Below are 11554 nucleotides of genomic sequence, written 5' to 3'. Positions count from 1 at the left end.
CGCTGGTCGACGCCGCGCGCGCCGCGTCGCTCGGCCGGCCGGCGCTCGTGGTGTCCGCCCGGGAGGAGCTGCCCGCCACCGTCGCCTTCTGGGAGCGCCACGGCTTCGTCGAGACCTCCCGCTCGAGCCCGAACGTCGAGCTCGCGCTGGCCCTCGACACGACCTTCGAGGCACCGGAGGCCGAGCAGATGCGCGACCTGGGCGAGCAGGTCGGTCGCAGCCTGGTCGCCGGCGACCTCGTCGTGCTGACAGGCGAGCTCGGCGCCGGCAAGACGACCTTCACCCAGGGCCTCGGCGTCGGCCTGGAGGTCCGCGGCGGCGTCACGTCACCCACCTTCGTGATCGCCCGCGTCCACCCCTCCCTCGTCGCCGGTCCCGACCTCGTGCACGTCGACGCCTACCGCCTCGGCGGCCTCGCCGAGCTCGACGACCTCGACCTCGACACCTCGCTCGACTCCGCGGTGACGGTGGTCGAGTGGGGAGCCGGGCTCGCCGAGGGCCTGGCCGACTCGCGCCTGGAGGTCGTCATCGAGCGCGCCGTGGGCCAGGGCGCGTGTGACGAGCTCGACCCGCGCCGCGTTTCACTCCGCTGGGTCGTCGGACAGTAGCCTCGTCGCCGTGCTCCTCGCCTTCGACACCGCCACCCCGCTGGTGACCGTCGCCCTCCACGACGGCGAGCGGGTGGTCGTGGAGCACTCCTCCGAGGAGCCGATGAAGCACGGCGAGCACCTCGCGCCGCTCATCGCCCGGTCGCTGGAGGACGCGGGGATCGTGCGGCAGGACCTCACCGCGATCGCGGTCGGTGTGGGGCCGGGTCCGTTCACCGGCCTGCGGGTCGGCATCGTCACCGCACGCACGCTCGGGTTCGTCCTCGAGATCCCGGTGTACGGCGTGTGCTCGCTCGACGCGATCGCGCTCGAGGTGGTCGGCACCGCGGCCGCACCGGGGAGCTTCCTGGTCGCCACCGACGCCCGCCGCAAGGAGGTCTACCTCGCCTCCTACGACGGCGACGGACGGCGACTGGAGGGCCCCGTCGTCACGAGGCCCGCCGAGGTCGCCACCGACGCGCCGGTCGCCGGAGCCGGACCCTCGCTCTACCCCGACCACTTCCCGCGGGCGATCGCCCCGACCCGACCGAGCGCCGGCTGGCTCGCGACCGGTGTGACGTCCGAGCTCGTAGACTTGCTCGACCCCGAACCCCTCTACCTCCGGCGCCCCGACGCGGTCGCCGGCGCACCCAGAAAGCCCGTGTCGTGATCCGTCCCGCTGTCCTGGCCGACCTCCCCGCACTCAGCGCGCTCGAGCAGGAGCTCTTCGGCGCGGACGCCTGGAACGAGGCGCTGATCCGCCAGGAGATCGAGGGCCCGGGGCGCCGCTTCGTGGTGGCCGACGACCTCTCCGGCTACGCCGTGACCATGACCGCGGGCGACATCGTCGACCTGCTGCGCATCGGCGTACGCCCCGACGCCCGCCGCGACGGCTTGGCCACCCGGCTGCTCGACGAGCTCCTCGTCGACACCGAGGACGCCTCCCGCATGCTGCTCGAGGTGAGCGTCTCCAACGCGGCGGCGCTCGGCTTCTACGTCGCCCGTCAGTTCAGCGTGATCGACGTACGCCCCCACTACTATCGCGACGGGTCCGAGGCCCTCGTGATGTGCCGCTGGCTGCCCGGTGCCGCCCGCGTGCAGACGGCGACCGCCCATGACTGACGAGCCCCTCGTCCTGGGGATCGAGACGTCCTGCGACGAGACCGGCGTCGGCATCGTTCGAGGCCACACCCTGCTGGCCGACACGGTGGCCAGCAGCGTCGAGGAGCACGCCCGCTTCGGCGGCGTCGTGCCCGAGGTGGCCAGCCGCGCGCACCTCGAGGCCATGGTCCCGACGATCGAGCGGGCGGCCGAGACGGCGGGGATCTCGCTGAGCGACATCGACGCCGTGGCCGTCACCAGCGGCCCCGGCCTGGCCGGCGCGCTGCTCGTCGGCGTCGCCAGCGCGAAGGCACTGGCACTCGGTCTCGGCAAGCCGATCTACGGCGTCAACCACCTCGCCGCGCACGTCGCGGTCGACCAGCTCGAGCACGGCCCGCTCCCCGAGCCCTGCCTGGCCATGCTGGTCTCCGGCGGCCACTCGAGCCTGCTCGAGGTCGCCGACGTCACCGTCGGCGTCGAGCCGATGGGGTCCACCATCGACGACGCCGCGGGGGAGGCCTTCGACAAGGTCGCGCGCCTGCTCGGGCTGCCGTTCCCGGGCGGCCCCCACATCGACCGCGTCGCCCGGAGCGGCAACAGCGTCGCGATCGACTTCCCGCGCGGACTGTCCGCCAAGCGCGACCTGGAGCGGCACCGCTTCGACTTCTCCTTCTCCGGCCTCAAGACCGCTGTCGCGCGCTGGGTCGAGACCCAGCAGCGCGAGGGCGTCGCGATCGACGTCGCCGACGTGGCCGCCTCCTTCCAGGAGGCCGTGTGCGACGTGCTCACCCGCAAGGCGATCGATGCGGCGACGAGCCGCGGGATCGAGGACATCCTGATCGGCGGCGGCGTCGCCGCCAACAGTCGCCTGCGGGCGATGGCTGTGGAGCGCGCGACGGCGGCCGGCATCCGGGTGCGGGTGCCGCGCCCGGGCCTGTGCACCGACAACGGGGCCATGGTCGCCGCCCTCGGTGCCGAGCTGGTCGCGCGGGGACGTACGCCCTCGCGCCTCGACCTGCCGGCGGACTCCTCGCAGCCGATCACCACCGTCGTCGCCTGAGATCCCGGCTCCGCCCGACCTGCGGAGCTGCGGGACATGACGAAGGTCCCCGCCCGAGAGCGGGGACCTGCATCACGACGCCTTCGGCTGAGGTGGCCTCAGTCGAGGACGCCGGGTGCGACGTCGTCGTCGCCGAGCCAGTCCTGGTCGTAGACCAGGCTGTCACGATCGGTGGTCTTGTCGCGCTCGCCCTTGCGGCCGCCGCGGGTGCCTGACGTGCCGGTGCCGCTGCCGCGGGCACCGCTGGACCCGCGACCGCCGGAGCGTGAGGACGACCCGGTGCCCGCTCCCCGGCTGCCGGCCCCGCCGCGACCGGCGGAGCTGCCCGTGGACGCGCCACGACCTGTCGCCGAGCCCGCACTGCGGGACGCGGGGCTGCCGGTCGACGACGCGCTGCGACCAGCCGCGGAGCTGCCCGCCGAGCGGGAGAGCGCGCCGGGGCTGCCGGCACGGCCGGTCGAGCCGATCGCCCGGACGGGGGCCGAACCGCTCGTCGAGGCCGCTCCCATGGAGCCCGGTCGGACCGCGCCCGCCGCCATGCCGCCGGCACCGCCCGCCGCACCGAGGGCGGCGGCCGAGACGCCGGCCGACGAGACGCCGGCGCTGGGGGCGGCGGAGACGGAGGGGCCGGTGGGCTGGTAGGTGACGCCGTTCTGCGAGGTGCCGGTGACGGTGGTCGTCGGCCCCTCCGTGTTGACGTGCGTCGGGTGCTCGGGGGGAGTCAACGTGCCCGTCTCGATGACGACGGTCGGCGGGGGCGGCGTGGTCGTCGTGGGCGGCTTGTCCTTGCCCCCGTCGTCCCTGCCCCCGTCGTCCTTGCCGCCGTCGTCCTTGCCCCCGTCGAACGTGGGCTTCAGACCCCCGCCGTCGTTGCCACCGTTGTTGCCACCGCCGGTGACCGGAGGAGCCTGCGTGCCGGGGAGGTAGGTGCCACCGGGGCCGGAGGGCACGTTGGGCGGCGGCTCCGTCGGGTCCTTCTGGCCGTGGATCTCCTTCATCGGCGGGATGGCCCCGAGGAAGGCCGCGTCCATCTCCTTGGTGAGGGCGAGGGACTTGGCCTCCTGCTTGTCGTACTGGGTCTGCCACGCGCTGCGCTCGCTCTGGCGGGCCTGCGAGGCGTCTGCCTGGGCCTGGATCTCCTCGGCGGTGGGCTCGACCCCGGGTGTGCCGGCGGGCGCCTGGTAGGGCGACGGCTTGGCACCGAGGTCGGCGAGGGCGTCGCGCGAGTCGCGGGTGTCGGCGATCTGCTGGCCGACCTGGGTCAGGGCCTCACCAGCAGCGCGGAGCTGCTCGGCCTTGGTGATCATCGAGGTCGACGACTGCTCCATGCTCGCCCGCAGGGCCGGACCGGTCAGCGTCTGCTCACCGATGCGCAGCTCGGCCTGCTGGGCCGCCTGCTTGAGCGCGTCACCGAGGGCCCGGAGGTCGTCGGCCTTGTTCTTCCAGTCGTGGCCGGCACCCTTGATGGCGCCTTCCGCGGCGGAGTCGAGGTATTGGTCGAGGACGAGTCGACGGGGTCCCTTGGTCATCTGCTCAGTCCTCCTCGGTCGGCAGCGTGCACTGGTTGGAGCTGAAGGTGGGTGCGGCCACGCAGTCGGTGGAGGCCTGGATGAGGTTCATCGTGGCCGTGGTCTGCTCGGTGGTGCGCTCGACGTCCTTGCTGAACTCCTCGACCGAGGTGCCCATCCCGCGCAGACCGGCGGCGACCTTCTTGAGCTCGTCGGCGACCGCCTGGTGCGCCATCTCGGCGTTGGTGCCGAGGCGGTATCCCCCCGTGTACGAGTCACCGAAGGCGGCGCTGTGGACGGGAGCGACCGGGTTGGACTCGACTCCCTCGGCGGCCTTGTCGAAGGACGCCATCAGCGACGTGATGGTCTCGGGATCGATGTTGAGCCCCACCATGGTCTGGTTGAGCAGTTCCCTGTCTTCGAGCGGCAGCATGGTCTGTCCTTTCCCCCTGATCACAGAACCAAAACCACTTTATGTCGACGAGGTGGCGCTCGCGGCATCAATGCCCGCAGTTAGGCTCGGACCATGACTCCTCGGGGAACTCGTCGGTGCTCGCTCCTGGCCGTGGCCGCGGTGTCGCTCGTGGCGCTCGCGACCGGCTGCGGAGCGTCGTCGGCGGACCCCGACCCGTCGGACAGCCCGACGAAGGACGCCTCCGCGAGCACCTCGGAGTCCCCGTCGCCGACGCCGAGCGCCACCAGCACGGTCGTCGAGCCCGCCGACGGCAGGTTGATCAAGGTGCCCGGCGCCAGCATGCACGCCCTCGCGACCTACAAGCGCGTCAGCGACTACGGCATCGTCCAGGGCTACAACGACGGGCAGAGCTCGGTGACGTTCTCGCCCAGCCTGACCCGGGCGGCCTCGCTGGACGCCTTCGCCAAGGAGTGGATCAAGGAGCACGGCGGACCCAAGGTCAAGGTCCGCCAGGACGACACGGTCGCAGGTGGGAAGTACAGCGCCTGGCACGTGGTGGACACCGTGCACGACCCCTACGAGATCCAGCACGACTTCGGGATCATGTTCCTCGACTCCGCGTGGCTCATCGACATCAAGATCTACCTCGACGGGACACCCGAGACCCTCTCCGAGGACGAGCAGCAGCAGGTCATCGACAGCCTTCTCGCGAGCTTCAAGACCGACCTGGACTAGGACGTCCCCTCATCGGACGGCACCGGGCGTCAGGTGCAGGGACAGCGTGAAGTCGTCGTTGACCACCGGACCGGACACCCGCTCCACGGTGCCGTCGAGCCCCAGCCGTACGACGTACTGCTGGTTGCCGTCGACGTAGGTCGCCAGCAGGAACTGGTCGTCCTCCCACACAGCGGCGGCTACCCCCACCACGCGGTCACGGGCGCCGGTGACCTCGAAGTCGACGATCGACTCCCCGGTCGTGGAGTCGAGGACCGACATGGTGGGCGACGGCCCGTCGGGCACGTCGGCGAACCCGACCAGGTGCGTGCCGTCCGGGCTGAAGTCGCCCAGCCGGTGGTCGCAGGTCTCCCAGGCCGGCTCGGTCGAGTCTCGACCGTCGACCACGGCGGAGCACGAGTCGGCGCCGTCCACGCTCGTCAGGGCGGCGACCAACCCGGTGGCGGGGGAGGCGCTCACCGCCTTGACGATCCCGGTCAGCTCCAGGTTGGTGTCCCCGGTGGCGACGTAGGTCGCCTCCGTCCCGTCAGCCAGGTCGGTCTGCGCGACGACGACCTCCGAGGACGAGAGGAAGCCCACCGTGCGCACGGACGCGTCGCGGGTGCCGGCCAGAGCGCTGGAGACCGGCTCGGCCTCACGAGCGGTGTCGCTGTTCACGATCCGCCACTCGCCGACACCGTCGTACTCCGCCCAGGCGACCCTGGTGCCGTCCGCGGACACCGTGAAGTAGGTCGAGTCGACCGCCCCGTCCTCCACGGTGAAGGTGTCCGTGAGGATCTCGAGGACCCGGTTGCCCTGGTCGTCGGCGGGGCGCGTCGCCAGCCAGCCGTCGCCGTAGGGGGTGATCTGGTCCCAGCCGCCGGGCAACGCGTGCTCCTTGCCGTCGAGCAGCAGGCGGGAGCTCTCGCCCGTGACCACGAGCGGCACGCCCGGCGCGGCCCCGACCTCCGCGGCGCGGGGGTCGATCCGCACGGGTCCGGTGACCTGCGGGGTCCGGGTGGCGGGAGGTACGTCGGTGCGCGGGGTGGGCCCGTTCATCGCGAGCCCGACCGGGACGGCGATCGCGAGCACGGCGGCGACGACGGCACCGGCCGCCACCGCCCGGCGACGCTGGATCCGGCGGGCACAGCGGCGTACGTCGGTGACGGTGAACGGCGAGTGCTGGATCGGGTCGGCGCGGCGGTGGAGGGCCTCGTGGACCCGGTCCTCGAGGGGAGTGTTGGTCATCGTGCGTCATCTCCGGACTCGTGGGGGTGGTGCTCGTAGGGATTGAGGGACTGCGGGGCGCGGGCCCGCAGCCCTGCGAGGGCGCGGCTGGTCTGCGACTTCACGGTCCCGACCGAGATGCCGAGCAGGTCGGAGGTCTCGGCCTCGCTCAGCTGCTCGTAGTAGCGGAGCACCACCACCGAGCGTTGCTTCGGCGGGAGGGTCTGGACGAAGGACCAGAGCGCGCCGTCCACGCCGTCGTCGTACGTGTCGTGGGCGCCGGTCTCGGGCAGCGTGTCGGTGGAGTGCTCGCGGCGCCTCCACGCCCGTCGCCAGAGCGAGTTGTGCTCGTTCACCATGATCCGGCGGACGTAGCCGTCGAGTGCGCCGTGGTCGCGGATCCGGTCCCACGACAGGTAGAGCTTGGCGAAGGCGTTCTGGAGGAGGTCCTCGGCCGCCGCGTGGTCGCCGGCGAGGACGCGGTAGTGGCACCCGGGGTTGCATCTGTTTGGACGACGTTGAAAGGCTCCTCGCACCCCCCGACGTCAGGAGACATAGATGCAGCAGGTCAAGGCCGTGGTCGCCCTCGCCCAGGGTGAGCCGGTGCAGCTCACCACCGTCAACGTGCCCGACCCCGGTCCGGGCGAGGCGCTGGTGCAGGTGCAGGCCTGCGGGGTCTGCCACACCGACCTCCACTACCGCGAGGGTGGCATCAACGACGAGTTCCCCTTCCTGCTCGGGCACGAGGCCGCGGGCGTCGTCGAGGCCGTCGGGCCCGATGTCACGAGCGTCGCCCCGGGTGACTTCGTCGTCCTCAACTGGCGCGCCGTGTGCGGCAACTGCCGCGCTTGCAACCGCGGCGAGCCGTGGTACTGCTTCGCGACCCACAACGCGACCCAGAAGATGACGCTCGCCGAGGGCGAGCTGGCCGGCACGGAGCTGTCGCCGGCCCTCGGCATCGGTGCCTTCGCGGAGAAGACCCTCGTCGCCGCCGGGCAGTGCACGAAGGTCGACCCGTCGGCGCGTGCCGCCGCCGTGGGCCTGCTCGGGTGTGGCGTGATGGCCGGCCTCGGTGCGGCCATCAACACCGGCAACGTCGGTCGCGGCAGCACCGTGGCCGTCATCGGCTGCGGCGGTGTGGGTGCGGCGGCCATCGCCGGCGCCGCGCTGGCGGGTGCCTCGAAGATCATCGCGGTCGACATCGACGACCGGAAGCTCGAGATGGCGCGCTCGATGGGCGCCACCCACACCGTCAACTCCAAGGACGCCGACCCGGTCGCCGCGATCCGCGAGCTGACGCCGCCGCCGGACGGCACGGGGCACGAGGGTGGCGCGGACGTGGTGATCGACGCGGTCGGTCGTCCGGAGACCTGGAAGCAGGCGTTCTACGCCCGCGACCTGGCCGGCACGGTCGTCCTGGTCGGCGTCCCCACCCCCGACATGACGGTGCCGGACATCCCGCTGATCGACGTGTTCGGCCGCGGCGGGTCGCTCAAGTCCTCCTGGTACGGCGACTGCCTGCCCTCGCGCGACTTCCCGATGCTCGTCGACCTCTACCAGCAGGGCCGGCTCGACCTCGACGCCTTCGTGAGCGAGGAGATCGGGCTCGGCGACGTCGAGGCGGCCTTCGACAAGATGCACGAGGGCACGGTCCTGCGCTCGGTGGTGATCGTGTGACCGCGCGCGTCGACCATGCCGTCGTCTCAGGCACCTTCACCCTCGACGGGGAGACCTTCGACGTCGACAACAACGTGTGGGTGATCGGCGACGACGAGCAGTGCCTCGTCATCGACGCCCCCCACGACGTCGAGGCGATCCTCGAGGTCGTCGCCGGTCGGGCGGTCAAGGCGATCGTGTGCACGCACGCCCACGACGACCACGTGCGGGTGGCCCCGGAGCTCCGGCGCCGGGTGCAGGCGCCGATCCTGCTTCACCCCGACGACCGTCCGCTGTGGGAGCTGACGCACACCGGCGAGCTGTGGGACGTCGACCTCGAGGACGGCCTGACGCTCACGATCGGGGGTGCGGCCGTCACCGTGATCCACACACCCGGCCACGCGCCGGGTGCGGTCTGCCTCTACGTCCACGACCTCGGCTGCGTCTTCACCGGCGACACGCTGTTCCAGGGCGGTCCTGGGGCGACCGGTCGCTCCTACAGCGACTCCGACCTCATCGTGCGATCGATCCGCTCGCAGCTGTTTGAGCTGCCGGACGAGACGGTCGTCCACACCGGGCACGGCCCTGACACGACGATCGGCGCCGAGCGGGCGAACGTCTGACGCACGGTGCGCCCCCGCCAGGTCTCAGGCGACCAGCCAGCCCGGCGGTGGGCGCATCCAGGGCCTGTCGGCCAGGATCTGCAGCCGACGCTGCTCCCTGACCTCGTCGAGGTGCACGGCCTCGGCCGTCAGCTGCTGCAGCGAGGGATGGTCGACGGGGGTGCCGTTCATCAGGCGGTGGAGGTGCCTGAGTGAGGTGTGGAACGTGATCGACGGGTCCCGCCTGGCGCGCGAGCGCCTGCGCCACAGCAGCAGGTCACCCGTGGACCCGGCCGCGCGCGGGCACCACCATCCCGTGACGGTCAGGTCCACGTGAGCCGGGTAGCGACGTCCAGCCCGGTCGCGGGCGCCGTCGTCGCGCATCGGCTCCACCTCCTCACCGGTGTCGGCGCGGCGGACGCCGGCGCGCAGGCCGGCGAGCCGGAGCAGGTGCAGGAGCACCGCGACGCGGGGGCTGGTCCGGCCGGTCTCCCACCGTGCGACGACCGACTGCGAGACCTCGAGGGCGGCCGCGAGTCCGCGCTGCGACACGTCGAGGATCCGCCTGATCCGGCGTACGAGTCCGGGAACCCCTCCGTCGAACGGACCCATGAGGTAGTACTCCACCTCCTCGTCGGTCCATCCGTCCATGCTCATCCAGTCGAGCTCCGTGTCCATCCGTGTCCCCCTGTCGTGGTCGTCGCCGTCTCTCCAGTGCACCCGAGAGCACCGACAACCGGGCGGCGTCTTCCACAGCCCTGGTGCCGGTGCCTGTCGGGGACTCCCTCCGCAGTCGCACCTGAGTCGCTCAGAGACTCACGGCCGAGAGCTCGGCGGCGGTGCTGCTCCGGCGGCGCTTTGTTCGTGAGTCCCTGAGCGACTCACGAGCAAGTGGCGGGTGGTGGGGCAACGCGGAGGTGGCGCCGCGCTCGCTCGCGTTACTGTCGACAGGTGAGCCCGAACCCCTTCGTGCCCGACGACTTCGAGCCCCCGACCCGGCTGGTGACGGAGCAGTTCCGGCTGGAGCCGCTGGGACCGCAGCACAACGAGTCCGACCTCGCGGCGTGGATCTCGAGCATCGACCACATCCGGTCGACGCCCGGCTACCCCAATGGTGGATGGCCCCCGGAGGCCGGGATGTCGCCCGGGGCGAACCTTGCCGACCTGACGAGGCATGCGGCGGACTTCGCGGCGCGCAAGGGATTCACGTTCACGGTCCTCGACCCGACCGGCGGGCAGGTGATCGGTTGCGTGTACGTCTACCCGACGAGATCGCCCGACCACGACGTCCAGGTGCAGTCGTGGGTGCGTGCCGACCGGGCGGAGCTCGACGTCGTGCTGGCCGACGCGGTCGCCGGGTGGCTGGCGACGGACTGGCCATGGCGGGCCGTAGACCGCCACGGCCGTTGAGCATGCCAGTCGGTGCCTGCCACGAGGTTCGGTGGAGGTGGGGCGACGGTCCGCGTCGTGCCACGATGATGCGATGCGCGCGAGGCGGACACGGCTGACCAGGACGGGCCCGCTGCTGGCGACCCTCCTGCTCGCCGCCTCCCTCAGCGCCTGCGACAGCGCCGACGAGTCGAAGGACGAGACGGGTGCGGCCGACGGAGCCGTGGCGAGCAGCACGCCCACCGTCCCGCCGACGCCGTCAGAGGCGCTGGGGCTCGTCGAGGGCTGGGGGCCGGACCGCGCCGAGCTGGACCGGGCCGCGCGGACCGTCAGCCGGATGCGCCTGCCGGACCTGGCCGGGCAGGTCATCGTCGCCGAGTGGCGCGGCACGAGCGCTCCCGTGGCGCTCGTCCGCGACCTCCACCTCGGTGGTGTCATCGCCTTCGACTCCAACGTCGTCTCCGCCGCCCAGGTCACGGCCGTGAACGCCACGCTGACCCGGCAGGTGGGCCGGAAATGGCCGCTCTTCCTCGGGGTCGACCAGGAGGGTGGTGTGGTCGAGCGGATGCGCAGCGCGGCCACCCGCTTCCCGACGTTCATGAGTGCCGGGGCGGCCGGCGACCCCGCGCTCACGCAGCAGGCGTACGCCGCGAGCGGGAACGAGCTGCGCGGGCTCGGGTTCACCGTCGACTTCGCACCGGACGCCGACGTCACCTCGGGTCCTGAGGACCCGACGATCGGGTCGCGCTCGGCATCCTCGAGCCCCGACACGGTGGCCGAGCAGGTCGTCGCAGCGGCCAACGGATTCATGGAAGCCGGCGTGCTCCCCGTGATCAAGCACTTCCCCGGCCACGGGTCGGTGCCGGCCGACAGCCACCTCACCCTGCCGGTGCAGACCAAGTCACGCGAGGAGCTCGACGCGTCCGACCTCGTCCCGTTCCGCGACGCCGTCGAGGCCGGCCTGCCGGCAGTGATGGTCGGCCACCTCGACGTACGCGCGATCGATCCGCGGGTGCCCTCGTCGTTGTCCCGCAAGGTCGGGACGGACCTGCTGAGGGACGAGCTCGGCTTCGACGGGCTCGTGGTGACCGACTCGCTCGCGATGGCGGCGGTCACCCGGGGCCGCGACCCGGGGCGTACGGCGGTCCAGGCCGTGCGCGCCGGCGCCGACGTGCTCCTGATGCCTCCCTCGCCCGCCACCGCGCGCTCTGCGCTGGTGCGCGCCGTCAGGACGGGCACCCTCTCCCGCCGCCGCCTGGAGCAGTCGGCGGCCCGGCAGATCGCACTGCTGACGC

At 72.3% G+C, this 11554-nt stretch carries 14 protein-coding genes; 9 read left to right on the top strand and 5 right to left on the bottom strand.

The window, feature by feature from the left end:
• The 4 genes from tsaE to tsaD form a co-directional block, all read left to right on the top strand.
• The coding region (gene tsaE / locus JWN97_RS07200) for a tRNA (adenosine(37)-N6)-threonylcarbamoyltransferase complex ATPase subunit type 1 TsaE (RefSeq protein ID WP_297620607.1) at positions 1-608 on the top strand (608 nt) is incomplete at its 5' end.
• A 10-nt stretch (positions 609-618) separates the two neighbouring features.
• Positions 619-1257: a tRNA (adenosine(37)-N6)-threonylcarbamoyltransferase complex dimerization subunit type 1 TsaB gene (tsaB, locus tag JWN97_RS07195; protein WP_297620605.1), complete on the top strand. Its 639-nt coding sequence runs from the start codon at positions 619-621 to the stop codon at positions 1255-1257.
• Positions 1254-1709: a GNAT family N-acetyltransferase gene (locus tag JWN97_RS07190; RefSeq protein WP_297620602.1), complete on the top strand. Its 456-nt coding sequence runs from the start codon at positions 1254-1256 to the stop codon at positions 1707-1709. Before tsaB ends, JWN97_RS07190 begins: the two co-directional genes overlap by 4 nt.
• Positions 1702-2748: a tRNA (adenosine(37)-N6)-threonylcarbamoyltransferase complex transferase subunit TsaD gene (gene tsaD / locus JWN97_RS07185; RefSeq protein ID WP_297620599.1), complete on the top strand. Its 1047-nt coding sequence runs from the start codon at positions 1702-1704 to the stop codon at positions 2746-2748. Before JWN97_RS07190 ends, tsaD begins: the two co-directional genes overlap by 8 nt.
• Before the next feature lie 98 nt (positions 2749-2846).
• Here tsaD and JWN97_RS07180 read toward each other — a convergent pair whose 3' ends face one another.
• A complete protein-coding gene (locus JWN97_RS07180; protein ID WP_297620596.1) occupies positions 2847-4277 on the bottom strand; it encodes a hypothetical protein in 1431 nt (476 codons plus the stop codon).
• 4 nt (positions 4278-4281) lie between these two features.
• Positions 4282-4689 (bottom strand): hypothetical protein, encoded by a 408-nt coding sequence (locus JWN97_RS07175; RefSeq protein ID WP_297620593.1) that lies wholly within the window; start codon positions 4687-4689, stop codon positions 4282-4284.
• 93 nt (positions 4690-4782) lie between these two features.
• Here JWN97_RS07175 and JWN97_RS07170 point away from each other — a divergent pair, with 93 nt between their 5' ends.
• On the top strand, positions 4783-5406 hold the full coding sequence (locus JWN97_RS07170; RefSeq protein WP_297620590.1) for a hypothetical protein: 624 nt from the start codon (positions 4783-4785) through the stop codon (positions 5404-5406).
• A 9-nt stretch (positions 5407-5415) separates the two neighbouring features.
• On the opposite strand, the gene JWN97_RS07165 is transcribed toward JWN97_RS07170, so the two are convergent.
• Both JWN97_RS07165 and JWN97_RS07160 read right to left on the bottom strand, forming a co-directional pair.
• The gene (locus tag JWN97_RS07165) at positions 5416-6633 is read right to left on the bottom strand and encodes a hypothetical protein (protein ID WP_297620588.1); all 1218 of its coding nucleotides are present in this window, start codon (positions 6631-6633) and stop codon (positions 5416-5418) included.
• Positions 6630-7148: a SigE family RNA polymerase sigma factor gene (locus JWN97_RS07160; protein WP_297620585.1), complete on the bottom strand. Its 519-nt coding sequence runs from the start codon at positions 7146-7148 to the stop codon at positions 6630-6632. Before JWN97_RS07160 ends, JWN97_RS07165 begins: the two co-directional genes overlap by 4 nt.
• Positions 7149-7170: 22 nt before the next feature.
• On the opposite strand from JWN97_RS07160, the gene JWN97_RS07155 reads away from it, so the two are divergent.
• On the top strand, positions 7171-8289 hold the full coding sequence (locus JWN97_RS07155) for an S-(hydroxymethyl)mycothiol dehydrogenase (RefSeq protein WP_297620582.1): 1119 nt from the start codon (positions 7171-7173) through the stop codon (positions 8287-8289).
• A complete protein-coding gene (locus JWN97_RS07150; RefSeq protein ID WP_297620580.1) occupies positions 8286-8891 on the top strand; it encodes an MBL fold metallo-hydrolase in 606 nt (201 codons plus the stop codon). The genes JWN97_RS07155 and JWN97_RS07150 overlap by 4 nt, the downstream gene beginning before the upstream one ends.
• A gap of 24 nt (positions 8892-8915) precedes the next feature.
• On the opposite strand, the gene JWN97_RS07145 is transcribed toward JWN97_RS07150, so the two are convergent.
• On the bottom strand, positions 8916-9548 hold the full coding sequence (locus JWN97_RS07145; RefSeq protein ID WP_297620577.1) for a helix-turn-helix transcriptional regulator: 633 nt from the start codon (positions 9546-9548) through the stop codon (positions 8916-8918).
• Between the two features lie 273 nt (positions 9549-9821).
• On the opposite strand from JWN97_RS07145, the gene JWN97_RS07140 reads away from it, so the two are divergent.
• On the top strand, positions 9822-10280 hold the full coding sequence (locus tag JWN97_RS07140) for a hypothetical protein (RefSeq protein ID WP_297620574.1): 459 nt from the start codon (positions 9822-9824) through the stop codon (positions 10278-10280).
• A 73-nt stretch (positions 10281-10353) separates the two neighbouring features.
• A partial coding sequence (locus JWN97_RS07135; RefSeq protein WP_297620571.1) for a glycoside hydrolase family 3 N-terminal domain-containing protein occupies positions 10354-11554 on the top strand: 1201 nt, incomplete at its 3' end.

It is taken from the genome of Nocardioides sp., from assembly GCF_025965415.1.
In the GTDB taxonomy this organism is placed as follows: Bacteria; Actinomycetota; Actinomycetes; order Propionibacteriales; family Nocardioidaceae; genus Nocardioides.
The sequence above is the reverse complement of the archived record's forward strand: the minus strand, read 5'-3'. Positions and strand labels throughout refer to the sequence as shown.

What these genes read in the sequence shown, in the direction of transcription:
- tsaD (WP_297620599.1), top strand. Translation starts at nt 1,702, where the DNA reads ATGACTGACGAGCCCCTCGTCCTGGGGATCGAGACGTCCTGCGACGAG.
- JWN97_RS07180 (WP_297620596.1), bottom strand. Translation starts at nt 4,277, where the DNA reads ATGACCAAGGGACCCCGTCGACTCGTCCTCGACCAATACCTCGACTCC.
- JWN97_RS07175 (WP_297620593.1), bottom strand. Translation starts at nt 4,689, where the DNA reads ATGCTGCCGCTCGAAGACAGGGAACTGCTCAACCAGACCATGGTGGGG.
- JWN97_RS07170 (WP_297620590.1), top strand. Translation starts at nt 4,783, where the DNA reads ATGACTCCTCGGGGAACTCGTCGGTGCTCGCTCCTGGCCGTGGCCGCG.
- JWN97_RS07165 (WP_297620588.1), bottom strand. Translation starts at nt 6,633, where the DNA reads ATGACCAACACTCCCCTCGAGGACCGGGTCCACGAGGCCCTCCACCGC.
- JWN97_RS07155 (WP_297620582.1), top strand. Translation starts at nt 7,171, where the DNA reads ATGCAGCAGGTCAAGGCCGTGGTCGCCCTCGCCCAGGGTGAGCCGGTG.
- JWN97_RS07145 (WP_297620577.1), bottom strand. Translation starts at nt 9,548, where the DNA reads ATGGACACGGAGCTCGACTGGATGAGCATGGACGGATGGACCGACGAG.